This is a genomic window from Pseudomonas sihuiensis, from assembly GCF_900106015.1.
Lineage (GTDB): Bacteria > Pseudomonadota > Gammaproteobacteria > Pseudomonadales > Pseudomonadaceae > Aquipseudomonas > Aquipseudomonas sihuiensis.
On sequence record NZ_LT629797.1, the window covers coordinates 3006325 to 3031246 of the forward strand.

The window sequence follows — 24922 nt, forward strand, 5'->3', positions numbered from 1 at the left end:
TTTGCCACGTGACTCTATGGCCACTTTTGGTCACGGGTTAGAATCGAGCTCACCAGCCAGTCTTTAAAAAGGCGGCACAGAGCCACTCTTTCGTTCGAGGTAACAGCATGTCCGATATAGTCATCGTCAGCGGCGCACGTACCCCCATGGGCGGTTTTCAAGGCAGCTTGGCCAGCGTGCCAGCCGTAGAGCTGGGCGCAGCCGCCATTCGTGAAGCGGTCGAGCGCGCCGGTATCGAGCCAACCGACGTACAGGAAGTGATCATGGGCTGCGTACTTCCAGCCGGTCTCAAACAAGGGCCGGCCCGCCAGGCCTCGCTCAATGCCGGCCTGCCTGCAGCCACCGGCTGCACCACCATCAACAAGCTGTGCGGCTCAGGCATGAAGGCCGTGATGATGGCCTTCGATTCGCTGAAGGCCGGCAGCAACCAGGTAATGGTCGCTGGCGGCATGGAAAGCATGTCCAACGCGCCCTATGTACTGGAGAAAGCACGCACCGGCCTACGCATGGGTCACGCCGAGATCAAGGATCATATGTTCCTCGACGGTCTGGAAGACGCGCGCACTGGCCGCCTGATGGGCTCTTTTGCTCAGGAAACCGCCGATAAATACGGCATTACCCGCGAGGAAATGGACGCCTACGCGATCGAATCGCTGCGCCGCGCGCAGGCGGCGATCAAGGACGGCTCGCTGGACGCGGAGATCGTCCCGGTCACTGTCACCTCGCGCAAGGGTGAGGTGGTGGTCAAGGATGATGAACAGCCGCTGACGGCCAACCTGGACAAGATTCCTGCGCTCAAACCCGCCTTCAGGAAAGACGGCACCATCACCGCCGCCAACGCCAGCTCGATCTCCGATGGCGCCAGCGCCCTGCTGCTGATGACTGCCGAGGAAGCCGCCAAACGCGGCCTCAAGCCGCTGGCCCGGGTGGTTGCGCACGCCACCCAGAGTCAGGACCCGAGCGAGTTCACCCTTGCCCCCATCGGCGCCATGAGCAACCTGCTGAAGAAGACCGGCTGGAACAGGGACGAGGTCGACCTGTTCGAGATCAACGAAGCCTTCGCCATGGTGACCATGCTGGCCATGCGCGAGCACGGCCTGGATCACGCCAAGGTCAACGTCTTCGGTGGCGCCTGCGCCCAGGGGCACCCGGTCGGCTCCACCGGCTCGCGGATCATCCTGACCCTGATCAATGCCCTGCAGAAGAAAGGCGGCAAGCGCGGTATCGCCTCGCTGTGCATCGGTGGCGGCGAAGCCACCGCGGTGGCGATCGAACTGCTGTAAGCCAGCCCATCAGCCAAGAGCCCCGCAGTCGCGGGGCTCTTTCGTTAGCGCATCTCGGTCAGCGCCAGCTTCACGCCGATGCCGACCAACACTGCGCCCATCAGCCGATCGAACCAGTGCCCCATACGGGCAAAGCCGGCGCGCACGCGCTGCTGGCTGAACAGCCAGGCCACCAGGCAGAACCAGAACGCGGTGGCCAGCGCCAGATACAGGCCGTAACCGGCCTGGACCGCCACTGGCGTATGCGGGTCGATCACCACCGTGAACAGCGACAGGAAGAACAGCGTCGCCTTGGGATTCAAGCCATTGGTGATAAACCCCGTGACGAAGGCGCCACGACCGCTGCGCTCGCCGGCGGCCAGATTCAGCTCGGCACTGGCCGAGTCGGCCGGGCGCGCGCGCAGCGCCTTGATACCGATATACAGCAGGTAGGCAGCCGCCAGCCATTTCAGCGCGTTGAACAGGACGATGGACTGCGACACGATCAGGCCGATACCCAACAGCGAGTAGGTCACATGCACCAGAATACCGGTGCCCACTCCGAAGGCGGTGAACAGTCCCGCGCGGCGACCGTAGCCGACGCTCTCGCGCACAACGATGGCGAAATCAGGCCCAGGGCTGGCCACCGCCAGCAGGTGAATCAAGGCAACGGTGAGAAATTCACTCCAGTACATGGCGGCTCCGCATCGACGCTGAAGGTCTGGTAGGCTCGCCAATCTACTCTTGCGACCCTCCTGCGAAAAGGTACAGCTGATGAGCAACAGCCCACGCGCCGTCTTCCTCGACCATGCCTCCCTCGACCTTGGCGACCTCGACATGCAACCGCTGCATCAGGCGTTCGCCGAGCTGACCCTGCACGCGCACACACGTCCGGATCAGGTCGCCGAACGCCTGCAAGGGGCCCAGGTCGCCATCAGCAACAAGGTGCCGTTGGACGCCGCCACCTTCGCTGCCTGCCCAGAGTTGAAACTGGTTCTGGTAACCGCTACCGGCATCAACAACATCGACCTGAAAGCCGCCAGTGACCACGGCGTAACCGTGTGCAACTGCCAGGGCTACGGCACCCCGTCCGTGGCACAGCACACCTTGATGCTGCTGCTGGCCCTGGCCACGCGCCTGCCCGACTACCAGCGCGATATCGCTGCCGGTCGTTGGCAACAAGCCAGTCAGTTCTGCCTGCTCGATCACCCCATCGTCGAACTCGAAGGCAAGACGCTGGGCATGCTCGGCCATGGCGAACTGGGCGGCGCCGTCGCCCGCCTGGCCGAAGCCTTCGGCATGCGCGTGCTGCTTGGCCAACTGCCCGGCCGCCCCGCGCGCGCCGATCGCCTGCCGCTGCACGAACTGCTGCCGCAAGTCGATGCGCTGACCCTGCACTGCCCACTCAACGAGCAGACCCGCAACATGATCGGCGCCGAGGAGCTGGCCCTGATGAAGCCACGCGCATTCCTGATCAACACCGCGCGTGGCGGCCTGGTCGACGAACAGGCCTTGGCCGATGCCCTGCGCCGTGGCCATCTGGGCGGCGCCGCAACCGACGTGCTGCTGCAGGAGCCACCGAAGGACGGCAACCCGCTGCTGGCCGCCGACATTCCCCGCCTGATCGTCACCCCGCACAGCGCCTGGGGCAGCCAGGAAGCGCGCCAGCGCATCGTTGGCCAGGTCGTGGAAAACGCCGCTGGTTTCTTCGCCGGTGCGCCACTGCGAGTCGTCGGGTAAGCTGCGCAGCTTTCTTGTAGGAGCGTGCGTCGCGAGCGAACACGGTCAACAGCAAAATCTTCGCGAGCAGAGCTCGCTCCTACACCACGCGCCGTAAACAGATTCTCAGGAAATACCATGGACCCGCGAAGCGAAGTTCTCCTGCGCCACGCCGAGCTATTCAGTGGCGAGCTGTTACTGGCCGGCCTGCCGGCTGACGACCTGCTTGGCGCCCTGCCGCAGGCTCGTGGCTGGAACTGGCATGCGGGCGATCAGGCACTGCTCACCGCACGCTTTGCCGGTCGCAGCCACTTCGACACACGCCTGCCGGAAGGCGACTACCGCGCCGCTGTGCTGTTCCTGCCCAAGTCACGCGAGCTGACCGACTACCTGCTGCAAGCGCTGGCCTCGCGCCTGGCAGGCAAGCCGCTGTACCTGGTCGGTGAAAAACGTGGCGGCATCGAACGCGCGGCGAAACAGCTGGCCGCCTATGGCAAGCCGCGCAAGCTCGACAGCGCGCGACATTGCCAACTCTGGTGCGTCGAGGTGGATCAAGCGCCAGCAGTACCGGACCTGCATGCCCAGGCACAGAGCTACCCATTGCAGTTGGCCGACGGCACACTGGAGATCGTTACCCTGCCCGGCGTATTCGCCCATGGCCGCCTGGATCGCGGCAGCGCATTGCTGCTGGAGCATCTGGATGACCTGCCCAGCGGCCACCTGCTCGACTTCGGTTGCGGCGCTGGAGTGCTCGGCGCCGCGCTCAAAAGGCGTTACCCAGACAGCGAGCTGAGCCTGCTGGATGTCGACGCCTTCGCCCTGGAAAGCAGCCGCCTGACCCTCGCGCGCAATGGCCTGTCAGCCAACCTGATCGCCGGCACGGGCATCGAATCGGCACCCGAGGGACTCAGCGCCATCGTCAGCAACCCGCCGTTCCATCAGGGCGTGCATACCGACTACCAGGCCAGCGAGAACCTGCTGAGCCAGGCGGCTCGCCACTTGATAATAGGTGGCGAGCTGCGCCTGGTGGCCAACAGCTTCCTCAAATACCCACCCCTGATCGAGCGTCATCTCGGCCCCTGCCGCACCCTGGCCGAGGCAGACGGTTTTCGCATCTACAGTGCACGCCGCTGAATTGGGCTTGCTCCCGCCGCAACGCTTGGGCACAATTGCGCCCGTCCTAGGGGAGTAGTCTCCCGCGAGCGCCCTGCTCGCCCGGTATACGTCAACACACTTGCTCCGCAGAGCATGGCGTATACGACCCAAGGCCTACATAGAGAGGCCTGCGGTTTGACAAGACCTATGACACGCACAACCTATACCCGGGGCGGGAAGGTCGTTCGTGTCATAAGCCGTGTCGACCCGCCCCTTTAGGAAACCTGATGCTGGAATCGCTGTTCGTCCCCACCCTGATCGTTGCCCTCGCCGAAATCGGCGACAAGACCCAGTTGCTCGCACTGCTGCTGGCCGCCCGCTTTCGCAAGCCGTGGCCGATCATCTGGGGCATTGTCGTCGCCACCCTGGCCAACCATTTCGCGGCTGGCGCCGTGGGTAACTGGGTAGCCGGTTTCTTCTCACCCGCCACCCTGAGCTGGATTCTCGCGGCCAGCTTCGTCGCCGTGGCGGCCTGGACCCTGGTGCCGGACAAACTGGACGATGACGAGGCATCCGGCATGAAGAAATACGGTCCCTTCCTCACCACCCTGATCGCCTTCTTCCTCGCCGAAATGGGCGACAAGACTCAGGTCGCGACCGTGATGCTGGCGGCGCAGTATCCGCACTTCATCCTGGTGGTGATCGGCACCACGCTGGGCATGCTGCTGGCCAACGTACCGGTGGTACTGGCGGGCAACTTCGCAGCCGAGCGCCTGCCATTGACGCTGATTCGACGCCTCGCAGCCTGTGCCTTCGCCGCCCTGGCAATCTATGCCGGCTATCAGGCAATGAAACTCAGCGGCCTAATATGACGAATCACTGACGTCAACGAACTGGCATTTCGGCCAATCCCAGCCCCCTACCGCCTGCTGCTAAAGTGCGTGCCACGTCACGTCATACGGTATGCAGTCGGGAGGGCGGCATGTCATTGGATGATCGCAAGAAGGTTGTGTGCCAGCACATCGACCTGACCTGGAACAAGGGCCGCCTGGCCCTGGCCGAACAGCTGCACAGCCGCGACTTTCTCTACAAGAGCTCGTTCATGGGGCGCCCACTCGACAGTGCCGGCTTCGCCCGGATGGTGCAGGATATCCGCTACGCCATGCCGGACCTGCAGATCGTGGTCGAGGAGTGCGTCGCAGAAGGCTACAAGGTGGTGACCTGGAGCACGCTGATCGGCACCATTCAGAAACCCGCGCTGGGCTATCCACCCAGTGACAAGGTGCTGAGCATCTCGGCCATGGCCTTCTGGACACTGACGCCCAGCAATGAGATTCAGGAGATCTGCACCATGTTCGACATGGAAAGCTTCCGCGCCCAGCTGGGCCTGCAACCCCGCCCCTTCGCCGAAACGGCACTACCCTGAAACGCAAACGGCGCGCCGTGAACCTTCACGCCGCGCCGTTTTTTCGTGCCCGAACTTAGCGCCCGGCCTTGGCCTGCTCGTACAGCGGCATCACCTTGGGAATCGCCGCCTGCAGCGAAGCGATACGGCTGCTGGAGGACGGGTGAGTGCTCATGAACTCGGGCGGCGCACCACCACCGGCGGCCTCCATCTTCTGCCACAGACTGATGGCCGCATTCGGGTCATAACCCGCGCGAGCAGCCAGTTCGAGGCCGATCAGATCAGCCTCGTTCTCGTTACCGCGGCTGTTGGGTAGCGTCAGGCTGTACTGCACCACTGTATCCGCCATGGCCATGCCGCTCTCGCCGAGACCGAGCAAAGCGCCGGCACCCTGCTTGGCGACCTGAATGCCATAGGCCTTGGACATCGCCTCACGGCTGTGTTCGCGCAGGGCATGCGCCATCTCGTGGCCCATGATCGCGGCGATTTCGTCATCGCTGAGCTTCAGTTGCTCGATGATCCCGCTGTAGAAAATGATCTTGCCGCCCGGGCCGCAGTTGGCGTTGAGCTCGGGACTCTTGATCAGGTTGACCTCCCACTGCCAGTTGGCGGCATCCGGGCGAAAACGCGGCGCCTGTGGAATCAGACGATTGGCAACGGTCTGCAGACGCTTGGCATTGTTGCTGGTCTTGTCCAGCACGCCCTTGCTCGATGCCTCGCTTAGCGTCTGCTGATAGGACTGCGCGTACATCTGATTGACTTCATCAGTTGACAACATGCTGAACATGTACTGCTTGCGCTCTACGCCAACCGCACCACCACTGGTGGTATTGACGGCCTGACAACCTGCCAGCAGCACGGCCGCCGCCAGGCCACTCAGATATAGAACCTTGCTCATCGAGCTACCTCCTTGAATCGGACGCCCTATGCTAGGCCGCCCCCGCAGCACGAGCAACCGCGTTACTTGCGCGATAGCCGTACGCCATCTTTGCTGAATACGACACCAGCCTGTTCGTCACCACCAGTCCATTAAGGTTTTCATCTGTCACTGCCGATAGTTCGTGACAGGCGCGCTCTGCGCTCGGGAGCTCTCATGAAGTTCAAGTCGATCCAGTTTTCCGTCGCATTCCTTGCTGGCGCCAGCGTACTCGCGGTCGTTGTGGCTCTGGTGCTCTACGCCCTGTTCGCCAGTGGCCGAACCCAGAATCTGGTGCAGGAACGCACGCAGAAGCTACTGGAACAAGTCATCGAGCAGCGCCTGTCTGCGTTGGCGCAAGCCCAGGTCAGCGAAATCCAGCGCGAACTGGAAGCTCCTCTGCAGATTACCGCCGACCTGGCACGCGTCAATGCCATGCTTGGCATGACCGATGCCAACGGCAGCCCGATGCTCAGCATCAGCCGCGAAGAACTGGCCAACCTGGTGCATGAAACCACGGCGCAGAACCCTAAATTACTTGGCAGTTACCTGGGCTGGGAGCCGAACGCCTTCGATGCCAGCGACGACATCTATGCCGGCAGCAAGGAAAACGGCTACGACGGCACCGGCCGCTTCCTGCCCTGGTGGTATCGCAATGCCGACGGCAGCCTGGGCATCGACTCGATCGGCTCGACCGAAAGCGAAGAGCTGCTGCCAACCGGCGTGCGCGCGGGCGAATATTACCTTTGCCCCAAAGAACGCAAGCGCCCCTGCGTAATCGATCCAGCCCCCTATGATGTCGGCGGCAAAATGACCATGCTTGCCTCCTTCACCTCGCCGATTCTGGTCAATGGCGAATTTCGCGGCATCGCCGGTGCCGACCTGGCGGTGAATTTCATTCAGGAGCTGCTGGTCAAGGCTGACGCCCAGCTCTATGACGGTGCCGGCGAGATGGCGCTGATCGCCAGCAACGGGCGCCTGGTCGCCTCGACCAAGGCGCCGGACAAACTTGGCGAGCCGGCCACCGCCCTGCTCGACGCCAACAAAGTGAGCAACCTGGGTACGCTGAAGGCCGGGCAGGTGCTGTACTCCATCGATGCCAAGGAAGACCCTGAGCACAGCCATATCGAACTGTTCCTCAGCTTCAACATCGGCCAGAGCGACACCCGCTGGGTGCTGATGCTGGTGCTGCCGCTCAAAGCGGTGATGGCCGATCTGCACCAGTTGCAGGGCGATCTGGCCTCGCAGCGCGACTCCGACACCCTGGGCATGACCCTGGTCGGCCTGCTGATCGCCGGGCTGGGCCTGTTGGTAATCTGGTTCGTCGGTTACGGCATCGCCCGCCCCCTGCGGCAGATGGTCGGCATGCTCGACGATATCGCCAAAGGCGATGGCGACCTCACGGTGCGCCTGCAGGTTGACCGCAAGGATGAGCTCGGACAGATCGCCGCCGGCTTCAACGCCTTCCTGGCCAAACTGCAAACCATGATCGGCGCCGTGGTGACCTCGGTGCAGCAGGTCAGCGACTCCTCCGAGCACACTGCCGACATTGCCATCCGCACCAACCAAGGCGTGCAGAAACAGCTGGCAGAGATCGAGCTGGTGGCTACCGCCGTTCATGAGATGACCGCCACCGCGCAGGACGTCGCGCGCAACGCCACCCACGCGGCCGAAGCCGCCAACCACGCCGACCGCGCGGCCAATCAGGGCAAACAGGTGGTACAGGAGACCTCGGCCGCCATCGCAGCCCTGGCCAGCGAAATCGGCCGTGCCGTGGGCGTGGTACAGAACCTGGCCAAGGACAGCGAGAACATCAACGCCATCCTCGTCGCCATTCGCGCCATTGCCGAGCAGACCAACCTGCTGGCGCTCAACGCGGCCATCGAGGCAGCTCGCGCCGGCGAACAAGGCCGCGGCTTCGCCGTGGTCGCCGATGAAGTGCGCAACCTGGCGCAGAAGACCCAGCAGGCCACCGAAGAAATCCAGACAATGATCCAGCAGTTGCAGCAAGGCACGCGCGAAGTGGTCAAGGTGATGGAGCAGAGCCAGAGCAAGACCGATGACAGCGTCGAACACGCCAACCAGGCCGCTCAATCGCTGGAGTCCATCACTCAGGCAGTGTCGGTGATCAACGACATGAACACGCAGATCGCCAGCGCAGCCGAGGAGCAGAGTGCGGTGGCCGAAGATATCAACCGCAACGTCACCAATATCGGCCAGGTCGCCAACGAGGTGGCAGGCGGCGCCGACGAAGCCAGTCAGGCCAGCGCTCAACTGACCAAGCTGGCCGAACAGCAGCGCAGGCTGATCAATCAGTTCAAAGTCTAAGGGACTGCATCAGGCAGGGTGCGCCGTACGCACAGGTTCTTGGTCAGCTGCGGTGCACCGACCCCTCGACACCCTGAGCAGGCTCAAGCCGGCGTCAGGCACTCCGGCGCATCCAGCTTCGGGTCGTTGACCAGCGTCGCCAGCGCGCGCTCACGCAGCGCGACCTGCGGCTTGGCCAGCAGCGCCGTCAACTGTTCGGGCAACGTATCATTGCTCAGCCACAGCGCCTGCTCATGCTCGTCGAGAGTCAACGGACGCCGCAGCGTGGCCGCTTCCTGGGTGATCAGCGCAACGCTCAGGTACTCCTGCCCACCCACCGGATACAGCTCCCACAAGGCCGCGAAATACATCAGCGAATCGCCGTTGGTTATCCAGTACGGCCGCTTGCGCACGCCCCCGCGCCATTCATAGAAGCCGTTGGCCGGCAGCAGTGCGCGGCGCTGGCGAAAGGGCTCACGGAACATCGGCTGCTCGGCCAGGGTTTCAGCACGCGCATGCGCCGGAGTCTTGGACAGGTCCTTGAGCCAGGCGGGCGTCAGCCCCCAACGCGCCGCAGCCGCCTGCGGCCCTTGCTCGCCCGCACGCAGCATCAACACCTGACCATTGGGCGCCAGGTTCCAGTGCGGCTTCTGGTCAGCGGGAAAGCCGGGCAACGCCGCAAAAGCGGGCGACCAGCGGAACAGGGCATAACGTCCACACATGAAACGACTCGACAGGCAGGGGGCGCATCAACAGAGCAACACGCCCTGAAAGGACTCTGGCTCATCGCCAGGCACAGGTTGCGCCGCATTGTACTCAGCGATCAGCGTACGCGCCCGCTCAGCGTGAGGATCAGCGACGACCAAACCAAGCAGGCCGCATGCCGGCAGCTCACCCACCGCACCGACCAGATGCTGACCGAGCAAGTGCGCCTCGACACCTTCACTGGCCAGCATGTCCACCAGCATCTGCCCTTCCAGAAGGTTTTCCGGTTCGTAGATTCGTTGCATCAATCGTTCTCCGCACGAACGTCCAACTCCCACTCGGTGCCATCCGTACGCAGCTCGAACTCGATCGGCCGGCAGCACACCGGACAGTCTTCGATGTAAGACTGGTCCCCAGCCGACAGATCCAGCAGCGCCTCGGCCGGCTCACCGCAATAGGGGCAATAATACGACTCGCTTTCCAGCATCGCGGCCTCCTTGTGACTTGGCGTTATAATCGCCGGTCTACTGCTCACCCTGTTAAGCAGACACCATTCCAACCTTAGCCGTTCTAGAACAAGAGAGCATGATGGGCGCATTCGATGCCATCCGACCCTATGCCGATGCAGAAGTGCGCCCCGTACTGGCGCGCCTGCTCGCCGACCCGGCGTTTCTCGGTACCCTCACCCGTTTTCGCTTTCCGCGCCTGGCCGGGCCCTTGGGCTGGCTGCTCAAGCCGCTGATCGCCGCACGCCTGCGCAGCGAATTCGCCAATGTCGACTCGGTCGCTGGTCTGCAGGAAAAGATCGAGCCGTACATCGACCGTACCATCGAGCATGCCAGTGATGGCATCAGCTACTCCGGCCTGGAGCACCTGCAGCCCGGCAAGCCTTACCTGTACCTGGCCAACCACCGCGATATCGTCATGGACCCGGCCTTCGTCAACTACGCCGTCTACCACGCCGGCCTGCAGACGCCACGTATCGCCATCGGCGACAACCTGTTGCAGCGCCCCTTCGTCAGCGACCTGATGCGCCTGAACAAGAGTTTCATCGTGCACCGCTCGATCAGCGGGCGACGCGAGAAGCTGGCGGCTTATCAATTGCTCTCGGCCTATATCAACCACTCGATCCGCGAAGATGGCGAGTCGATCTGGATCGCCCAGGCCGAAGGGCGCGCCAAGGACGGTGACGACCGTACCGATTCGGCCATCCTCAAGATGTTCCATATGAGCCGCAAGGATGAGCCATTCGCAGACGTGATCGAGTCGCTGAACCTGATCCCGGTGTCGATCAGCTACGAGTACGACCCCTGCGACCTGGCCAAGGCTCGCGAGCTCTGTGTGCGTGCCGCCACGGGCAGCTACACCAAGGCGCCGGGCGAAGACGACGCCAGCATCGCCCTGGGCATCACCGGCTACAAAGGCCGCGTGCACCTGCACTTCAGTCCGCCTGTCGCCGGCCTGGAGGACACCAAGCAGCTTGCCCAGGAGATGGATCGTCACATTCTCGGCCAGTATCGCCTGTTCCCTGTGCACTACCTGGCCTACGCCATGTGGGAAGGCCGCGAGGCCGAGCTGAACGTGCCGGCAGCAAGCGAAGTATTCGATGCCGCGGAACTGGCCAAGGCCGAAGCGCAGTGGAACAAGCGCCTGGCCGCCTGCAGCGCCGAGGAAAAACCGTTCCTGATCCTGCAGTACGCCAACCCGGTGCGAAACCAGTATCGGATCAAGGCAGGCCTGCCCCTGTAAGGCAGCCATCGCCACAAACGAAAACGGCAGCCCGATGGCTGCCGTTTTCATTTATCGCTCAGGCGTCAAAGCCGCGTACTGAACCAGGACAGCACCAGGGCTGCACCCAGGCAAATGCCACCGAAGCGATAGAAGAAGCGGTTGATCCGCAGGGTACGCTCGTCCTGAACCTCGGTTTCATCCAGCTCGCCTTGCGCCAGCACTCGCGCTACGCCGCGCTGCTCGCGCAAGTGAGTCATCAGGCACAGCCAGGCGCCCGCCAACGCGAAGAACAATGCCAGCGAATTGACCGCCCCGGCCGGATGGGCGAGGAACAGCGACCACAACATCTGCAGCGACATGCAACACCTCGAGAACAGCATGGTGCAGCAACCTCGCCACCGCACCAGAATGGGGATTTTGGCCGAGAAGCGGTGCATCTCGACCCTCGAAAAGTCGTCGCGCAGTGTACTGAAATACCCCTTTTATAAGGTTCGTTTCCGACGAACGCGGCCCGCTATCCCGAAATCGTCTGAAAACTGTCATATGCCTGGCCTAGGGTTTGTATCTCCAAGAGTGACCAAACAGTCACGACTGTTACTGGAGCCAAACCTCAATGTCCCTGGAGGACCTGCCATGCTCAATTCTCAACCGCTGGACCGCGATTACCTGATCGACTCGCTGGATGAAGTGGACGCCGTGGTCGACGAGCTTTCCTTCAACGTGCAGGACCAGCACTGGCTGGTGTACTGCGCCCTTGGCGGCCATGAGCATTACGACCTGCCGGATATCGACAACCGTACCGGCATGAGCCTGCCGGAGTTCTACGCCGAAGCGGCATGAAGACCCAGGACAAATGAAAACGCCCCGCAATGCGGGGCGTTTTTTTATAACGATGCGACGAATTACTGCAGCAGTACCTGGCCGATGGTCGGGTCCTTGAAGGCACGAGTCAGCGCGTCACTGAGCACGTCACCCACCAGCTTGCTATTGGTCTGCTGGTTCGGTGCGGTGCCGAAACGCTGGTTCAGCGAGGCACCGTAACGGCCGGTATAACGGCGGCTGCCACCTTGCACGTCGGCACGGATCGAGGCCGAGATATCCGCCTCGGTGACGTACATGCCCTCTTTGGGCGACTGATACTTGAGGTCCGCCAGGGTGATGGTCAACTGTGGCGCGTTATAAGCATTGGGCGACGGTGTAAAACCGAGCAGACGCACAGCCGCTTCGGCCTCAGCCTGCAGCTTGGGCAGCACATAATCGGGGTTGACGCTGATGGAGCTGGTCTCCGGGTACAGACCGCCGCGAGTGCCAAGCACCGGCGAAGGACGGCCGTCGACCACGCGCACCACCACCGGCTGGCCCTGGCCGACTGGGGTCAGCGAACTGGTCAGCTTGGGTTGTGGGGTGAGTTGCTGAGGGCTGAGGGCGCAACCGGCCAGAGTCAGGCTGGCGGCAGCAAGCAAGGCGATCAACGCACGGTGCAGCATGCTCATCTCTCCGAGTGAGGTAAAAGTGGCCGGCAGTATAACCAGCGCGGCCTGAGGCCGACAGTAGCGCTGCATAGGACCGCTGGCAGATCGCTGCGGTTCCTGTCATCAGCCTGTCACCGCGCGCTGGCATAAAGTACCTGTCACCACGCTGGAGCCTTCGCCATGCTGTTGCGCCGCCTGTTCAGCCACGCTCGTCCGATGCGCCATTTTGCCCTGATCGATGGAGAGGGAGTTTGCCGCGCCCTGCGACAGATGCAGGAACACCCGAGCCAGGCTGACTGGGTGGAAGTTCGCGAGCCGAGCATCTCCTGGCTGGGCTCCCCCTTGCCCGCCAGTGCCCGGATCACCCCGGTCGTCACACACGCACCAGCCGCTCGCCCGTTGGCGGCCTGACCGGCGGAAGAATAAAAGTCACGCAGGGGCGATCAATTTCCCCTCATTCACCGTTATAATCGCGCCCCGATTATAAGGACGTCTCCTGATCGGGCCGCACGACCTCGCCGATGCAACGTCATCGCCCCGCCCCAGAGAGTCGCCCACTTCGAGCTGCCGCTTCCGGTCAGCCGCCTTCAGCCCATATGCAGAGCCGATAGCAGCCATGCATTGCATGATTTGCACGGGCAAAAGCGCGCCGAGGCAGTCGAGCTTTTGAGGTTCACCGCTCCAAAAGAGCGTGAAAAAAACGGTTTTTACAAACTTCACAAGAGTGTGGCGAACAGATGAACAGTTTTGCGTCCGCAAATCCCAGCCTTGACCCTCCCCGCCGAACGACAGGGCATCACGCCTGAGTCTGCCGGTATCGCCCTGAAAGGCCGAACGGCCATCCATCTGGTGCAGTTTTCTTGGAGAGAGGTTAATGGCGCATAACGATTACCAAAGCGTAGATGTGGTGCTGGTTGGCGCTGGCATCATGAGCGCGACCCTGGGCGTACTGCTCAAGGAACTCAACCCCGGCATCACGCTGGAAGTGGTAGAGCTGCGCGAGTCCGGCGCAGTGGAAAGCTCCAACCCCTGGAACAACGCCGGCACCGGTCACGCCGCGCTGTGCGAACTGAACTACACCCCGGAAGGCGCGGACGGCAGCATCGACATCAAGAAGTCGGTGAACATCAACGCCCAGTTCGAGGAGTCCAAGCAGTTCTGGGCCTACCTGATCGAAAAAGGCGCGATCAACTCGCCGAAGACCTTCATCAACCCGGTGCCGCACATGAGCTTCGTGCGCGGCGAAAGCGGCATTGCTTTCCTCAAGAAGCGTTTCGAGGCCCTGCGTCAGCATCACGCCTTCACCGAGATGGAGTACACCGAGGACCGTGGCACCATCGCCGAATGGGCGCCGCTGCTGATCCCGGGCCGCGATGCCAGCGAACCGTTGGCGATGACCCGTGTGCAGGCCGGCACCGACGTCAACTTCGGTGCGGTCACCGAGCAGATGCTCGCCTACCTGACCACCCAGCCCGACGCCAAGGTCACCTGCAACCAGAAGGTCACCGACCTCAAGCGCGACGGTGAAGGCTGGCTGGTGGACATCAAGGACACCCGCTCCGGCGCCACGCGCAAGCTCAAGAGCAAGTTCGTCTTCCTCGGCGCTGGCGGCGGCGCACTGCCGCTGCTGCAACTGTCCGGCATCCCCGAAGGCAAAGGCTTTGGCGGCTTCCCGGTGAGTGGTCAGTGGCTGCGTTGCGACAACCCTGAGATCGTCAAGCAGCACCAGGCCAAGGTCTACAGCCAGGCTGCCGTGGGCTCGCCACCGATGTCGGTACCGCACCTCGATACCCGCGTGGTGGATGGCAAGAAATCCCTGCTGTTCGGCCCCTACGCCGGCTTCACCACCAAGTTCCTCAAGCACGGCTCGTTCCTCGACCTGCCGCTGTCGGTACGCCCCAACAACCTCGGCCCGATGCTGGCGGTGGCGCGCGACAACATGGACCTGACCCGCTACCTGATCAAGGAAGTGATGCAGTCCGAGGAACAGCGCCTGAACACCCTGCGCGGCTTCTACCCCGAAGCCAAGGCAGAGGACTGGCGCCTGGAAGTCGCTGGCCAGCGCGTGCAGATCATCAAGAAGGACAGCAAGAACGGCGGCGTGCTGCAGTTCGGCACCGAACTGGTGGCTGCAGCCGACGGCACCATCGCCGCATTGCTCGGCGCCTCGCCGGGCGCATCGGTCACCGTGTCGATCATGCTCGACCTGATTCGCCGTTGCTTCCCCGAGCAGGCCAAGAGCGACGACTGGCGCAGCAAGCTGGACGAGATCTTCCCGGCCATGGCCGATGTTCTGTCCAGCGACGCCGCGCGCTACCACGAAGTGCAGGCGCAATCGAATCAGCGCCTGCAGCTCGACATCCCCAGCGCCTGATCGTCACGCACAAAAAACCGCCCTTCGGGGCGGTTTTTTTATGGGTGTTGATCGGGTTACGGCTGACCCCAAGGCAGGATCGGAATGGCCGTCACCGCATTCTGCGGGCTACCCTCGATCACCCGGTCGCTGTAGACCAGATACACCAGGGTGTTGCGTTTGCTGTCGAAGAAACGCACCACCTGCATGGTCTTGAACACCAGCGAAGTGCGCTCCTTGAACACCTCCTCGCCGTCCTTGAGCGTGCCCTTGAATGCAATGGGACCGACCTGGCGGCAGGCAATGGAAGCCTCGGCCCGATCCTCGGCCAGGCCCAGACCACCCTTCACCCCGCCGGTCTTGGCACGCGACAGGTAGCAGGTCACGCCCGATACCTTGGGGTCATCGAAGGCCTCGACGACGATCTTGTCGTTCGGCCCAACCCATTTGAATACCGTCGACACCTCGCCGATGGTTTCGGCCAGCGCCAGGCTGGGCAGCATCAGCAGGCTCAGCACATATCCCTTGAACAGACGCATACATGCTCCTTAGACGAGAATCAGATTGTCGCGATGCACCAGCTCCGGCTCATCGACATAGCCCAGCAGCTTCTCGATGGCATCCGACGGCTGGCCGATGATCTTCTGTGCTTCCAGCGCACTGTAGTTGACCAGGCCACGGGCGACCTCACGGCCGTCAGGCGATACGCAGACCACCATCTCGCCGCGGCGGAAACTGCCCTGCACAGCCTTCACGCCGACCGGCAGCAGGCTCTTGCGATCCTGGCTCAGCGCCTTCACTGCACCGGCGTCCAGCACCAGGGTGCCACGGGTTTGCAGGTGGCCAGCCAGCCACTGCTTGCGCGCCGCCAGCAAACCGCGCTCGGGCGCCAGCAGCGTGCCCAGACGTTCGCCCGCCTTGAGCCGCGCCAACACCTGCTCAATGGCACCGCCAACGATGACGGTGTGCGCGCCGGAGCGCGCAGCCAGACGCGAAGCACGCAGCTTGGTCTGCATGCCGCCACGGCCCAGCGCACCACCGACGCCACCTGCCACGGCATCCAGTGCCGGATCATCGGCGCGGGCTTCGAAGATCAGCTCGGCATCGGGGTTGTGGCGCGGGTCGGCGTTGTACATGCCGTCGCGATCGGTGAGGATCACCAGCAGATCGGCTTCCACCAGGTTGGCTACCAACGCGGCCAGGGTGTCGTTGTCGCCGAAGCGGATTTCATCGGTGACCACGGTGTCGTTCTCGTTGATCACCGGAATCACGTCGAGATTCACCAAGGTGCGCAGGGTGCTGCGCGCGTTGAGGTAGCGCTTGCGGTCGGAGAGATCGTCGTGCGTCAGCAGCACCTGTGCGGTACGCCGGTTGTGCTCGGCAAAGCTCGACTCCCAGGCCTGCACCAGGGCCATCTGGCCAATGGCGGCAGCGGCCTGCAGCTCGTGCATCGCGCTAGGTCGGCTGGTCCAGCCCAGGCGGCTCATGCCGGCTGCCACCGCGCCGGAAGATACCAGCACCAGTTCCACGCCCTGCTCACGCAGCGCGACCATCTGCTTGACCCACACCGCCATGGCCGCACGATCCAGGCCACGCCCGTCGGCGGTCAGCAGCGCGCTGCCGATCTTCACCACCCAGCGCCGCGCGCCGGTCACCTTGTCACGCATGATCTTCCAACCTTAGCCAGAAAGTGATGGGGTCCACCCCACCTACAAAAACGCCGCAATTAAGCGGCGTTGGAAATTTGCTTAATCCCGGACGTAAATGATTTCCGGGCCATCGTCGTCTTCTTCGTCGAGGAAGTCATCGTCCTCGTCGATATCGTCGACACTGCGCACACCGGATTTACGCAACGCACGCTGATCGTCCAGCGCCTGCAGACGGGCACGCGCCTCGTCTTCGATGCGCTGATCCAGCTCGGCCAGCTCCTCGGCGAATACCGGGTCCTCGGCGATGCGCTCGGCACGCACTTCCAGGTAATGCATGATGTCGCGGCTGATGCGCTCGGTGCCGTCGCGGCTGATGGCCGAGACCACGTAAACGGGGCCCTGCCAGTTCAGACGGGCAACGATATCGGCCTTGCGCGCCTCACGCTCGTCCTCGGGCACCTGGTCCATCTTGTTCAGCACCAGCCAGCGATCGCGCTCAGCCAACGCCGGGCTGAAACGGCCCAGCTCGTCGATGATCACCTGCGCAGCCTCGGCCGGATCGCTCTCGTCCAGCGGCGCCATGTCCACCAGGTGCAGCAGCAGGCGGGTACGCGCCAAGTGCTTGAGGAAGCGAATACCCAGGCCGGCACCGTCCGAAGCGCCTTCGATCAGCCCCGGGATGTCGGCAACGACGAAGCTCTTGAAGCGATCGACGCTGACCACGCCCAGGTTTGGCACCAGGGTGGTGAAGGGGTAATCGGCGACCTTCGGCTTGGCCGCGGAAACGGCGCGAATGAAGGTGCTCTTGCCGGCATTGGGCAGACCGAGCAGACCGACGTCGGCCAGCACTTTCAGCTCGAGCTTGAGATCACGCGACTCGCCCGGCTTGCCCGGCGTGGTCTGGCGCGGCGCACGGTTGGTACTGGACTTGAAGCGGGTGTTGCCCAGGCCGTGCCAGCCGCCCTGAGCGACCATCAGGCGCTGACCGGGCTTGACCAGGTCACCAATCACTTCCTGGGTGGCCACGTCGATCACCGTGGTGCCGACCGGTACCGGCAGGATCAGATCCTCGCCCTTGGCGCCGGTGCAATCGGTGCTGCCGCCCTTCTCGCCATTCTGCGCATTGAATTTACGCGTATAGCGGTAATCGATCAGGGTGTTGAGGTTGGCGTCGGCCTCGAGGAATACCGAGCCGCCGTCGCCACCGTCGCCGCCGTTGGGGCCGCCCTTCTCGATGAATTTCTCGCGACGGAAGGCCATCATGCCGTTACCGCCGTCACCGGCTTTTACAAAAATTGAAACTTCGTCGACAAATTTCATTAGTCTGCCTCCCGCTTCATCTGCGGGCTGGGGGGAACGCTTGCCAAATCATCCAGAACTAGCGGATTGGGCAAGCGAACCAAAGATACACAAACAAAAAAGCCCCGTCCTACGGACAGGGCTTTTCCAGCGCGTAGGCGATTAGGCCTGAACGACGCTCACGTAGCGACGGCCGAAAGCGCCCTTCACTTCGAACTTGACCACGCCTTCGACTTTAGCGAAGAGGGTGTGGTCTTTGCCCATGCCCACGCCGAAACCAGCATGGAACTCGGTGCCGCGCTGACGAACGATGATGTTGCCGGCCTTGATGACCTGACCACCATACATTTTCACGCCAAGGCGTTTACTTTCGGAATCGCGGCCGTTACGGGTAGAACCGCCAGCTTTTTTGTGTGCCATGAGTCAATACTCCTATAAAGGATCGGGGCCGACGAATCAGGCCTGGATACCGGTGATTTTGATCTCAGTGAACCACTGACGGTGGCCCTGACGCTTCATGTGGTGCTTACGACGGCGGAACTTGATGATGCGCACTTTATCGTGACGGCCTTGCGACACGACTTCGGCAACCACTTTAGCGCCGTCTACGACCGGAGCGCCGATCTGAACGTCGTCGCCATTGCCGATCAGCAGAACGCGATCGAAAGTCACGGCTTCGCCGGTGGCGACTTCGAGCTTCTCGATCTTGAGGAATTCGCCTTCGGTGACTTTGTATTGCTTGCCACCAGTAACAATTACTGCGTACATGGTAAATCTCCGTTGATCCTGCTCACCCAGCGCTTTAGAAAAGTCGTTATTGGCTGGCATGGCTGCTTGGGGCCGGAAGTGACACCCTTGCAATTGCGTAAGGCAGGGAAATGCCCAGGGGGAAGTTCAGGGTGCGCGATTGTACGCAAGCGCCGAACGCTTCGCAAGTGGCGCCAGTGCTTGCCTTGACAGCCCCTACCCTGCCACCTAGCATGCCGCGCAACCTCACAGGAGCACCAGTCGCCGATGCAACCCCAGGCTTTCTACCGCGTGGTAGCGGACGATTTCACCGCCGTCGATGGCATCATTCGCCAACAGGTGGTTTCCCGCGTGCCGCTGGTGGAAAAGATCGGCGACTATATCATCTCCGCTGGCGGCAAACGCCTGCGCCCGTTGCTGGTGCTGCTCAGCGGTCGCGCGCTGGGCTACCAGGCCGACGACCTACGCCTGCTGGCCGCCACCATCGAGTTTCTGCACACCGCCACCCTGCTGCATGACGATGTGGTCGACATGTCCGACATGCGCCGCGGGCGTAGCACCGCCAATGCCCAGTGGGGCAACGCACCGAGCGTGCTGGTGGGCGACTTCCTTTATTCACGCTCGTTCGAAATGATGGTCGAGCTCGGCTCCATGCCGGTGATGAAGATTCTCTCCCACGCTACCCGCGTGATCGCCGAAGGCGAAGTGCTGCAGCTGTCCAAGGTGCGCGACGCCAGCACCACGGAAGAGACCTATATGGAAGTCATCCGCGGCAAGACCGCGATGCTGTTCGAGGCCTCGACTCACAGCGCCGCCGCCCTGGCCGGCGCCAACGAGGCACAGCGCGAAGCCCTGCGTACCTTCGGCGACCACCTGGGTATCGCCTTCCAACTGGTCGATGACCTGCTCGACTACAAGGGCGACGCGGCCGAACTGGGCAAGAACGTCGGTGACGACCTGGCCGAAGGCAAGCCAACCCTGCCGCTGATCTACACCATGCGTGAAGGCACCGAGGAACAGGCCGCCCTGGTACGCCGTGCAATTCAGAAAGGCGGTATCGAAGACCTGGAAAGCATCCGCGCCGCCGTGGATGCCGCTGGCGCTCTGGAGTACACCGCACAACTCGCCCGTGACTACGCCGAACGCGCCATTGCCTGCCTGGAAGTGCTGCCGGCCGGCGAATATCGCGATGCACTGATCGAGCTGAGCCGTTTCGCCGTGGCGCGCACGCACTAAGCCCGACGAAATCGAGACAGGTAGCCCGGATGCAATCCGGGGCGGGTTTACGGGATATGACCATTCCCGGATTACATCCGGGCTACGGGTTCGCGATACACGGCACCGCCACAAACAAAAACGCCCCGAACCAGTCGGGGCGTTTTGCGTTCAGGCCTGGCGGATTAGCAGGCCGTTGAAAAACGTAGGCGAGGCAGCCAGTGCAAGGCAAAAACAGGCGAAAAAGCGCAGTTTACGAGTTGTAAATGAGCATTTTGAGCCTGTTTTTAACGCAGCAATAGCAACGCAGGTAGTTTTTCAACAGCCTGTTACAGACGCAGGCCGCCGTCCAGCTCCAGAATGCGACCCGTGTAGTAGTCGTTTTCCAGAATGTAGGCCACCGAATGGGCGATCTCGGCCGGCTTGCCCATGCGCTTGAGCGGAATGCCCGAAGTCATCTTCTCCAGCGCTTCCGGCTTCATGCTGCCGGTCATTTCGGTTTCGATGAAGCCCGGCGCCACACCCGCGACGCGGATGCCGTAACGCGCCAGTTCCTTGGCCCAGACCACGGTGTCGGCAGCCACGCCCGCCTTGGCTGCGGAGTAGTTGGCCTGGCCCATGTTGCCGGCACGGGAGATCGAGGAAATGTTGACGATGGCGCCCTGGTTGCCCAGCTCAATCATCTTCGCCGCCACTTCACGGGTGCAGAGGAACACGCCGGTCAGGTTGACATCGATCACCGCCTGCCACTGCGCCAGGCTCATCTTGGTCATTTCGCCATCTTTCACGCGGATGGTCAGGCCATCGCGCAGGATGCCGGCGTTGTTGACCAGGCCGTTGATGGCGCCGAAGTCATCGGCCACCTGGGCGACCATATGGGTCACCTGCTCTTCATCGGCGACGTTGCACAGGTAGCTGCGGGCATCGCCACCGGCGGCCTTGCAGGCAGCCACGGCTTCGTCGAGTTTTTCCTGATTCAGATCGACCAGCGCCAGCTTGGCGCCCTTGGCCGCCAGGTACTCACCCATGGCGCGACCCAGCCCCTGGCATCCGCCAGTGATGATGATGACTTTGTCTTTCAGTTGCATCGCTTTATCCCCTCAAGGTGCAGCATTTACCGACCCCGCTGATGCCCGCTAACCGCTATGCTAGGGCGTCTGTCCGTTTATTAGGAATCTGTTCACGGTCTTGCGAGCTAGAGCGATACAAGGCAAAAACAGGCGAGGAACGCTCGGAGTCGCGCACGACTTTACGAGTTGTAAATGAGCATTCCGAGCCTGTTTTTAACGCAGTAGCGCCGACGCGCAGCTGACAGTGAACAGGTTCCTACGGATTCTTTGCGAGGAGCCATATAGGTGAGCGTTAAAGCCGGCAAGCATGCACGAGAATTGCTGCTCAAGGAATACCGTGGCGTGCTCAGCACCCACTCCAAGGCCATGCCGGGTTTCCCTTTCGGATCGGTGGTGCCCTACTGCCTGGACGCCGAGGGTCGCCCACTGATCCTGATCAGCCGCATCGCCCAGCACACCCATAATCTCGGGCAGGACGCCAAATGTTCGCTATTGGTCGGCGAACGTGGCGCAGAGGATGTGCAGGCGGTCGGCCGCCTCACTTTGCTCGCCGAAGCACGACAGTTGCGTGACGAGGACGAAATCGAAGCGGCCGCACAGCGTTATTACCGCTTTTTCCCCCAGTCGCGCGACTACCATCGGGCGCATGATTTCGATTTTTGGCGGCTGGAGCCGGTGCGCTGGCGCTTCATCGGCGGCTTCGGCGCCATTCACTGGCTCGACCAGGTGGCCCTGGCCAATCCTTTCGCGGCGGACGGCAGCGAAGCGAGCATGGTCGAGCACATGAACGACGACCACGCCAGCGCCATCGCCCATTACGTCGAACTGGCCGGCCTGCCGCAACACGAACCCGCGCAGATGGCCGGTATCGACAGTGAAGGCTTTCATCTGCGCATCGGCCAGAGCCTGTACTGGCTGCCCTTTCCCGCACCCTGCAGCAATCCCGGCGCCGTGCGCCAGGCGCTGGTGCAACTGGCCAGAGCCGAGAGCTGGCCGACCAATGGCGCGCCTTCAGCTTGAATTAAGCGCGAAACGCCATATTTAACTTCTACGGGAAGCCCGTCTTCCGCCAAGGACACTTCGACTCATGCGCGTGTTTCTGTTCCTCTTTCTGCTCTTTCCCATCATCGAGCTGGCCCTGCTGATCAAGGTCGGCAGCGCCATAGGCGTGCTGCCCACGTTGATGCTGGTGATCGGCACCGCCATTCTCGGCAGTGTTCTTTTACGCGTTGCAGGTGTCGCCACTGCCTGGCGCGCCCGCGAAAAACTCTCGCGTGGTGAGCTGCCCGAGCAGGAAATGCTCGAAGGCCTGCTGATCGCCGTCGGCGGTGGCCTGCTGCTGCTGCCGGGTTTCATCAGCGACATCTTCGGCGTGCTCTGCCTGCTTCCCTTCACCCGCCGCCTGCTGGTGGGCAAGATCCGCCGCCGCGCCGAGGAGCAGGCCCTGCGTCAGCGCGCCTTCTTCGATGACCAGGCCGCCCGCACCGGCAAGACCAACCCCAACGTGCTCGAAGGCGAGTACGAGCGCCGCGACTGATCCCTACAGCACCTGTAGGAGCCGGCTTGCCGGCGATCTCTCTCTGGCTGATCGCCGACAAGCCGGCTCCTACGCAAAGTCGTCAGGCTGCGGTGCTTACCGCGAGTGCTGCCCCCTCTGAAACGCAAAAAATTTCATCCCCGCCCCTTGAAATACCCTTGCCCGCCCACATGTAGCAGTCACCGCAAGGTGCCTGCCCGCTGAGGCAGTCCGACTTTCGCGGTGCGCCCAGCGTGCCGCGCCCGGCCTCGCCGGATTTTACAAACCCGCCGACCACAAGAGTCGGCAAGTTGGCCATTCAATTGTTAGGAGAGATCGACAATGAAGCTTCGTCCTCTGCATGACCGCGTCGTGATCCGTCGCAGCGAAGAAGAGACCAAAACCGCAGGCGGCATCGTGCTGCCGGGTTCGGCCGCCGAGAAGCCGAACCAGGGTGAAGTCGTTGCCGTCGGTACCGGTAAGGTTCTGGATAACGGCGAAGTCCGTCCGCTGGCCGTCAAGGTCGGTGACAAGGTGGTATTCGGCCCGTACTCCGGCAGCAACACCGTCAAAGTCGACGGCGAAGACCTGCTGGTAATGGGCGAGAACGAAATCCTCGCTGTCGTCGAAGCCTGATTCCCACGAATCTCCGTTTAACCTTCAAGAATTTGAGGACTGATCAACATGGCTGCTAAAGAAGTCAAGTTTGGCGATTCCGCCCGCAAGAAAATGCTCATTGGCGTCAACGTACTGGCCGACGCCGTCAAAGCCACCCTCGGCCCGAAAGGCCGTAACGTGGTGCTGGCCAAATCCTTCGGCGCCCCGACCATCACCAAAGACGGTGTGTCGGTTGCCAAGGAAATCGAACTGAAAGACGCCTTCGAAAACATGGGCGCCCAACTGGTCAAGGACGTTGCGTCCAAGGCCAACGACGCTGCCGGTGACGGCACCACCACCGCTACCGTTCTGGCTCAAGCCATCGTCAACGAAGGCCTGAAGTCCGTCGCTGCCGGTATGAACCCGATGGATCTGAAGCGCGGCATCGACAAGGCCACCATCGCCATCGTTGCCCAACTGAAAGAACTGGCCAAGCCGTGCACCGACACCAAGGCCATCGCTCAGGTCGGCACCATCTCCGCCAACTCCGACAACTCCATCGGTGACATCATCGCCGAAGCCATGGAAAAGGTCGGCAAAGAAGGCGTCATCACCGTTGAAGAAGGCTCGGGCCTGGAAAACGAACTGTCCGTCGTAGAAGGCATGCAGTTCGACCGTGGCTACCTGTCGCCGTACTTCATCAACAAGCCGGACACCATGGTTGCCGAGCTGGAAGGCCCGCTGCTGCTGCTGGTCGACAAGAAGATCAGCAACATCCGCGAACTGCTGCCGGTTCTGGAAGCCGTTGCCAAGGCTGGTCGTCCGCTGCTGATCGTGGCTGAAGACGTCGAAGGCGAAGCCCTGGCTACCCTGGTCGTCAACAACATGCGTGGCATCGTCAAAGTCGCTGCCGTCAAGGCTCCGGGCTTCGGCGACCGCCGCAAGGCCATGCTGCAGGACATCGCCATCCTGACCGGCGGTACCGTGATCTCCGAAGAAGTTGGCCTGTCCCTGGAAAGCGCCACTCTGGAGCACCTGGGTAACGCCAAGCGCGTCGTACTGAACAAGGACAACACCACCATCATCGATGGTGCTGGTGCCCAGGTCGACATCGAAGCCCGCGTTGCACAGATCCGCAAGCAGGTCGAAGAAACCTCTTCCGACTACGACAAAGAGAAGCTGCAAGAGCGTCTGGCCAAGCTGGCTGGCGGTGTTGCCGTGATCAAGGTTGGCGCTGCCACCGAAGTCGAGATGAAAGAGAAGAAAGCCCGCGTTGAAGACGCCCTGCACGCTACCCGCGCTGCTGTGGAAGAAGGCGTGGTACCTGGCGGTGGCGTGGCCCTGGTGCGCGCTCTGCTGGCAATCGACGAGCTGAAAGGCGACAACGAAGACCAGAACGTCGGTATCGCTCTGCTGCGTCGCGCTGTAGAAGCGCCGCTGCGTCAGATCGTTGCCAACGCCGGCGGCGAGCCGAGCGTAGTGGTCGACAAGGTCAAGCAGGGTTCGGGCAACTTCGGCTTCAACGCCGCGACCGACACCTACGGCGACATGATCGAGATGGGTATTCTCGACCCGGCCAAAGTCACCCGTTCGGCCCTGCAAGCTGCTGCTTCCATCGGCGGCCTGATGATCACCACCGAGGCCATGGTTGCCGAAGCGGCTGACGACAAGGCTCCTTCCATGCCTGATATGGGTGGCATGGGCGGTATGGGTGGCATGGGCGGCATGATGTAAGCCACCCGGCTCCTTAGCAGTACCAAGAACCCCGCGCCAGTCGCGGGGTTTTTTTTGGCCTGCCATCCATGGCGGCCACCCTGAGGGCCGTCGCTACGCGACGTTAAAAATTTCTCCCGGAAATTTTTTA

At 62.3% G+C, this 24922-nt stretch carries 29 protein-coding genes, 1 pseudogene and 1 riboswitch; of the genes and pseudogenes, 16 read left to right on the forward strand and 14 right to left on the reverse strand.

All coding sequences use genetic code 11. The features are described 5' to 3' along the window. Window positions 1-107 precede the first annotated feature (107 nt). Window positions 108-1283, forward strand: a complete 1176-nt coding sequence (locus BLT86_RS14140; RefSeq protein WP_092377484.1) for a thiolase family protein — start codon at window positions 108-110, stop codon at window positions 1281-1283. A 44-nt stretch (window positions 1284-1327) separates the two neighbouring features. Here BLT86_RS14140 and BLT86_RS14145 read toward each other — a convergent pair whose 3' ends face one another. Then, the gene (locus BLT86_RS14145) at window positions 1328-1957 is read right to left on the reverse strand and encodes a LysE family translocator (RefSeq protein WP_092377486.1); all 630 of its coding nucleotides are present in this window, start codon (window positions 1955-1957) and stop codon (window positions 1328-1330) included. A gap of 79 nt (window positions 1958-2036) precedes the next feature. Here BLT86_RS14145 and BLT86_RS14150 point away from each other — a divergent pair, with 79 nt between their 5' ends. The 4 genes from BLT86_RS14150 to BLT86_RS14165 all read left to right on the forward strand — a co-directional run bounded on the left by BLT86_RS14150 (window position 2037) and on the right by BLT86_RS14165 (window position 5502). Then, window positions 2037-3002: a 2-hydroxyacid dehydrogenase gene (locus tag BLT86_RS14150; protein WP_004424499.1), complete on the forward strand. Its 966-nt coding sequence runs from the start codon at window positions 2037-2039 to the stop codon at window positions 3000-3002. Window positions 3003-3119: 117 nt separating this feature from the next. After that, entirely contained in the window at window positions 3120-4115 is a 996-nt protein-coding gene (locus BLT86_RS14155) for a class I SAM-dependent methyltransferase (RefSeq protein ID WP_092377489.1), read from the forward strand. A 37-nt stretch (window positions 4116-4152) separates the two neighbouring features. Further along, window positions 4153-4273, forward strand: a riboswitch (yybP-ykoY riboswitch). A 93-nt stretch (window positions 4274-4366) separates the two neighbouring features. Then, the gene (locus BLT86_RS14160) at window positions 4367-4948 is read left to right on the forward strand and encodes a TMEM165/GDT1 family protein (protein WP_092380426.1); all 582 of its coding nucleotides are present in this window, start codon (window positions 4367-4369) and stop codon (window positions 4946-4948) included. Window positions 4949-5058: 110 nt separating this feature from the next. Then, window positions 5059-5502 (forward strand): ketosteroid isomerase-related protein, encoded by a 444-nt coding sequence (locus BLT86_RS14165; RefSeq protein ID WP_092377492.1) that lies wholly within the window; start codon window positions 5059-5061, stop codon window positions 5500-5502. A 55-nt stretch (window positions 5503-5557) separates the two neighbouring features. Here the strand turns inward: BLT86_RS14165 and BLT86_RS14170 are convergent, their stop codons facing one another. Beyond that, window positions 5558-6379, reverse strand: a complete 822-nt coding sequence (locus BLT86_RS14170) for a M48 family metallopeptidase (RefSeq protein WP_092377495.1) — start codon at window positions 6377-6379, stop codon at window positions 5558-5560. A 1287-nt stretch (window positions 6380-7666) separates the two neighbouring features. Here BLT86_RS14170 and BLT86_RS26440 point away from each other — a divergent pair. Beyond that, window positions 7667-7867: pseudogene (locus tag BLT86_RS26440) on the forward strand (HAMP domain-containing protein); the annotation flags it as partial. Between the two features lie 15 nt (window positions 7868-7882). After that, a complete protein-coding gene (locus BLT86_RS26445) occupies window positions 7883-8725 on the forward strand; it encodes a methyl-accepting chemotaxis protein (protein WP_408003032.1) in 843 nt (280 codons plus the stop codon). 83 nt (window positions 8726-8808) lie between these two features. On the opposite strand, the gene BLT86_RS14180 is transcribed toward BLT86_RS26445, so the two are convergent. From BLT86_RS14180 to BLT86_RS14190, 3 genes are read right to left on the reverse strand one after another with little or no spacing between them, the layout of a single operon-like run. After that, window positions 8809-9426, reverse strand: a complete 618-nt coding sequence (locus BLT86_RS14180) for an SOS response-associated peptidase (protein ID WP_092377501.1) — start codon at window positions 9424-9426, stop codon at window positions 8809-8811. Window positions 9427-9453: 27 nt separating this feature from the next. Continuing rightward, window positions 9454-9714, reverse strand: coding sequence for a putative signal transducing protein (locus BLT86_RS14185; protein WP_092377504.1), 261 nt, complete (start codon window positions 9712-9714; stop codon window positions 9454-9456). Beyond that, window positions 9714-9896 carry a CPXCG motif-containing cysteine-rich protein gene (locus tag BLT86_RS14190; RefSeq protein ID WP_092377507.1) on the reverse strand — a complete coding sequence of 61 codons (183 nt, stop codon included), beginning with the start codon at window positions 9894-9896 and terminating at the stop codon, window positions 9714-9716. The genes BLT86_RS14185 and BLT86_RS14190 overlap by 1 nt, the downstream gene beginning before the upstream one ends. A 98-nt stretch (window positions 9897-9994) precedes the next feature. Between BLT86_RS14190 and BLT86_RS14195 the strand changes: the two genes are divergently transcribed. After that, the gene (locus BLT86_RS14195; protein WP_092377510.1) at window positions 9995-11158 is read left to right on the forward strand and encodes a 1-acyl-sn-glycerol-3-phosphate acyltransferase; all 1164 of its coding nucleotides are present in this window, start codon (window positions 9995-9997) and stop codon (window positions 11156-11158) included. A 65-nt stretch (window positions 11159-11223) separates the two neighbouring features. Here the strand turns inward: BLT86_RS14195 and BLT86_RS14200 are convergent, their stop codons facing one another. Then, window positions 11224-11499: a hypothetical protein gene (locus BLT86_RS14200; RefSeq protein WP_092377513.1), complete on the reverse strand. Its 276-nt coding sequence runs from the start codon at window positions 11497-11499 to the stop codon at window positions 11224-11226. 274 nt (window positions 11500-11773) lie between these two features. On the opposite strand from BLT86_RS14200, the gene BLT86_RS14205 reads away from it, so the two are divergent. Further along, a complete protein-coding gene (locus BLT86_RS14205) occupies window positions 11774-11980 on the forward strand; it encodes a hypothetical protein (RefSeq protein ID WP_004424534.1) in 207 nt (68 codons plus the stop codon). 62 nt (window positions 11981-12042) lie between these two features. On the opposite strand, the gene BLT86_RS14210 is transcribed toward BLT86_RS14205, so the two are convergent. Next, the gene (locus BLT86_RS14210) at window positions 12043-12627 is read right to left on the reverse strand and encodes a YajG family lipoprotein (RefSeq protein ID WP_092377515.1); all 585 of its coding nucleotides are present in this window, start codon (window positions 12625-12627) and stop codon (window positions 12043-12045) included. A 165-nt stretch (window positions 12628-12792) separates the two neighbouring features. Here BLT86_RS14210 and BLT86_RS14215 point away from each other — a divergent pair, with 165 nt between their 5' ends. Next, complete coding sequence (locus BLT86_RS14215; RefSeq protein ID WP_092377518.1) at window positions 12793-13023, forward strand: hypothetical protein; 231 nt, start codon at window positions 12793-12795, stop codon at window positions 13021-13023. 18 nt (window positions 13024-13041) lie between these two features. Here the strand turns inward: BLT86_RS14215 and BLT86_RS14220 are convergent, their stop codons facing one another. Beyond that, the gene (locus tag BLT86_RS14220; protein WP_021489381.1) at window positions 13042-13458 is read right to left on the reverse strand and encodes a hypothetical protein; all 417 of its coding nucleotides are present in this window, start codon (window positions 13456-13458) and stop codon (window positions 13042-13044) included. 28 nt (window positions 13459-13486) lie between these two features. Between BLT86_RS14220 and mqo the strand changes: the two genes are divergently transcribed. Beyond that, window positions 13487-14986 carry a malate dehydrogenase (quinone) gene (mqo, locus tag BLT86_RS14225; RefSeq protein ID WP_092377521.1) on the forward strand — a complete coding sequence of 500 codons (1500 nt, stop codon included), beginning with the start codon at window positions 13487-13489 and terminating at the stop codon, window positions 14984-14986. A gap of 56 nt (window positions 14987-15042) precedes the next feature. Here mqo and BLT86_RS14230 read toward each other — a convergent pair whose 3' ends face one another. From BLT86_RS14230 to rplU, 5 genes are all read right to left on the reverse strand, one after another. Next, entirely contained in the window at window positions 15043-15504 is a 462-nt protein-coding gene (locus BLT86_RS14230; RefSeq protein ID WP_017675395.1) for a CreA family protein, read from the reverse strand. 9 nt (window positions 15505-15513) lie between these two features. Next, complete coding sequence (proB, locus tag BLT86_RS14235; protein ID WP_004424541.1) at window positions 15514-16632, reverse strand: glutamate 5-kinase; 1119 nt, start codon at window positions 16630-16632, stop codon at window positions 15514-15516. An 81-nt stretch (window positions 16633-16713) separates the two neighbouring features. Next, window positions 16714-17934: an Obg family GTPase CgtA gene (gene cgtA, locus BLT86_RS14240; protein ID WP_017675396.1), complete on the reverse strand. Its 1221-nt coding sequence runs from the start codon at window positions 17932-17934 to the stop codon at window positions 16714-16716. A 141-nt stretch (window positions 17935-18075) separates the two neighbouring features. Continuing rightward, window positions 18076-18333 carry a 50S ribosomal protein L27 gene (gene rpmA / locus BLT86_RS14245; RefSeq protein ID WP_004424545.1) on the reverse strand — a complete coding sequence of 86 codons (258 nt, stop codon included), beginning with the start codon at window positions 18331-18333 and terminating at the stop codon, window positions 18076-18078. Window positions 18334-18369: 36 nt separating this feature from the next. Next, window positions 18370-18681 carry a 50S ribosomal protein L21 gene (gene rplU, locus BLT86_RS14250; protein ID WP_004424548.1) on the reverse strand — a complete coding sequence of 104 codons (312 nt, stop codon included), beginning with the start codon at window positions 18679-18681 and terminating at the stop codon, window positions 18370-18372. A gap of 246 nt (window positions 18682-18927) precedes the next feature. Between rplU and BLT86_RS14255 the strand changes: the two genes are divergently transcribed. Beyond that, the gene (locus tag BLT86_RS14255; RefSeq protein ID WP_004424549.1) at window positions 18928-19896 is read left to right on the forward strand and encodes a polyprenyl synthetase family protein; all 969 of its coding nucleotides are present in this window, start codon (window positions 18928-18930) and stop codon (window positions 19894-19896) included. Window positions 19897-20204: 308 nt separating this feature from the next. Here BLT86_RS14255 and BLT86_RS14260 read toward each other — a convergent pair whose 3' ends face one another. Beyond that, entirely contained in the window at window positions 20205-20963 is a 759-nt protein-coding gene (locus tag BLT86_RS14260; RefSeq protein WP_004424551.1) for an SDR family oxidoreductase, read from the reverse strand. 267 nt (window positions 20964-21230) lie between these two features. On the opposite strand from BLT86_RS14260, the gene BLT86_RS14265 reads away from it, so the two are divergent. From BLT86_RS14265 to groL, 4 genes are all read left to right on the forward strand, one after another. Continuing rightward, window positions 21231-21965, forward strand: a complete 735-nt coding sequence (locus BLT86_RS14265) for a HugZ family pyridoxamine 5'-phosphate oxidase (protein WP_017675398.1) — start codon at window positions 21231-21233, stop codon at window positions 21963-21965. Window positions 21966-22032: 67 nt separating this feature from the next. Next, on the forward strand, window positions 22033-22482 hold the full coding sequence (locus tag BLT86_RS14270; RefSeq protein WP_017675399.1) for an FxsA family protein: 450 nt from the start codon (window positions 22033-22035) through the stop codon (window positions 22480-22482). 321 nt (window positions 22483-22803) lie between these two features. After that, the gene (locus BLT86_RS14275; RefSeq protein WP_017675400.1) at window positions 22804-23097 is read left to right on the forward strand and encodes a co-chaperone GroES; all 294 of its coding nucleotides are present in this window, start codon (window positions 22804-22806) and stop codon (window positions 23095-23097) included. 48 nt (window positions 23098-23145) lie between these two features. Next, complete coding sequence (gene groL / locus BLT86_RS14280) at window positions 23146-24792, forward strand: chaperonin GroEL (RefSeq protein WP_017675401.1); 1647 nt, start codon at window positions 23146-23148, stop codon at window positions 24790-24792. Window positions 24793-24922 lie beyond the last annotated feature (130 nt).

What these genes read in the sequence shown, in the direction of transcription:
- BLT86_RS14140 (WP_092377484.1), top strand. Translation starts at nt 108, where the DNA reads ATGTCCGATATAGTCATCGTCAGCGGCGCACGTACCCCCATGGGCGGT.
- BLT86_RS14185 (WP_092377504.1), bottom strand. Translation starts at nt 9,714, where the DNA reads ATGCAACGAATCTACGAACCGGAAAACCTTCTGGAAGGGCAGATGCTG.
- BLT86_RS14220 (WP_021489381.1), bottom strand. Translation starts at nt 13,458, where the DNA reads ATGGATGGCCGTTCGGCCTTTCAGGGCGATACCGGCAGACTCAGGCGT.
- BLT86_RS14190 (WP_092377507.1), bottom strand. Translation starts at nt 9,896, where the DNA reads ATGCTGGAAAGCGAGTCGTATTATTGCCCCTATTGCGGTGAGCCGGCC.
- BLT86_RS14170 (WP_092377495.1), bottom strand. Translation starts at nt 6,379, where the DNA reads ATGAGCAAGGTTCTATATCTGAGTGGCCTGGCGGCGGCCGTGCTGCTG.
- BLT86_RS26445 (WP_408003032.1), top strand. Translation starts at nt 7,883, where the DNA reads ATGATCGGCGCCGTGGTGACCTCGGTGCAGCAGGTCAGCGACTCCTCC.
- BLT86_RS14215 (WP_092377518.1), top strand. Translation starts at nt 12,793, where the DNA reads ATGCTGTTGCGCCGCCTGTTCAGCCACGCTCGTCCGATGCGCCATTTT.
- mqo (WP_092377521.1), top strand. Translation starts at nt 13,487, where the DNA reads ATGGCGCATAACGATTACCAAAGCGTAGATGTGGTGCTGGTTGGCGCT.
- BLT86_RS14255 (WP_004424549.1), top strand. Translation starts at nt 18,928, where the DNA reads ATGCAACCCCAGGCTTTCTACCGCGTGGTAGCGGACGATTTCACCGCC.
- BLT86_RS14150 (WP_004424499.1), top strand. Translation starts at nt 2,037, where the DNA reads ATGAGCAACAGCCCACGCGCCGTCTTCCTCGACCATGCCTCCCTCGAC.
- BLT86_RS14195 (WP_092377510.1), top strand. Translation starts at nt 9,995, where the DNA reads ATGATGGGCGCATTCGATGCCATCCGACCCTATGCCGATGCAGAAGTG.
- BLT86_RS14155 (WP_092377489.1), top strand. Translation starts at nt 3,120, where the DNA reads ATGGACCCGCGAAGCGAAGTTCTCCTGCGCCACGCCGAGCTATTCAGT.
- BLT86_RS14165 (WP_092377492.1), top strand. Translation starts at nt 5,059, where the DNA reads ATGTCATTGGATGATCGCAAGAAGGTTGTGTGCCAGCACATCGACCTG.
- BLT86_RS14210 (WP_092377515.1), bottom strand. Translation starts at nt 12,627, where the DNA reads ATGCTGCACCGTGCGTTGATCGCCTTGCTTGCTGCCGCCAGCCTGACT.
- BLT86_RS14230 (WP_017675395.1), bottom strand. Translation starts at nt 15,504, where the DNA reads ATGCGTCTGTTCAAGGGATATGTGCTGAGCCTGCTGATGCTGCCCAGC.
- cgtA (WP_017675396.1), bottom strand. Translation starts at nt 17,934, where the DNA reads ATGAAATTTGTCGACGAAGTTTCAATTTTTGTAAAAGCCGGTGACGGC.
- BLT86_RS14260 (WP_004424551.1), bottom strand. Translation starts at nt 20,963, where the DNA reads ATGCAACTGAAAGACAAAGTCATCATCATCACTGGCGGATGCCAGGGG.
- groL (WP_017675401.1), top strand. Translation starts at nt 23,146, where the DNA reads ATGGCTGCTAAAGAAGTCAAGTTTGGCGATTCCGCCCGCAAGAAAATG.
- BLT86_RS14200 (WP_092377513.1), bottom strand. Translation starts at nt 11,499, where the DNA reads ATGTCGCTGCAGATGTTGTGGTCGCTGTTCCTCGCCCATCCGGCCGGG.
- proB (WP_004424541.1), bottom strand. Translation starts at nt 16,632, where the DNA reads ATGCGTGACAAGGTGACCGGCGCGCGGCGCTGGGTGGTGAAGATCGGC.
- BLT86_RS14180 (WP_092377501.1), bottom strand. Translation starts at nt 9,426, where the DNA reads ATGTGTGGACGTTATGCCCTGTTCCGCTGGTCGCCCGCTTTTGCGGCG.
- rpmA (WP_004424545.1), bottom strand. Translation starts at nt 18,333, where the DNA reads ATGGCACACAAAAAAGCTGGCGGTTCTACCCGTAACGGCCGCGATTCC.
- BLT86_RS14275 (WP_017675400.1), top strand. Translation starts at nt 22,804, where the DNA reads ATGAAGCTTCGTCCTCTGCATGACCGCGTCGTGATCCGTCGCAGCGAA.
- BLT86_RS14145 (WP_092377486.1), bottom strand. Translation starts at nt 1,957, where the DNA reads ATGTACTGGAGTGAATTTCTCACCGTTGCCTTGATTCACCTGCTGGCG.
- BLT86_RS14205 (WP_004424534.1), top strand. Translation starts at nt 11,774, where the DNA reads ATGCTCAATTCTCAACCGCTGGACCGCGATTACCTGATCGACTCGCTG.
- rplU (WP_004424548.1), bottom strand. Translation starts at nt 18,681, where the DNA reads ATGTACGCAGTAATTGTTACTGGTGGCAAGCAATACAAAGTCACCGAA.
- BLT86_RS14270 (WP_017675399.1), top strand. Translation starts at nt 22,033, where the DNA reads ATGCGCGTGTTTCTGTTCCTCTTTCTGCTCTTTCCCATCATCGAGCTG.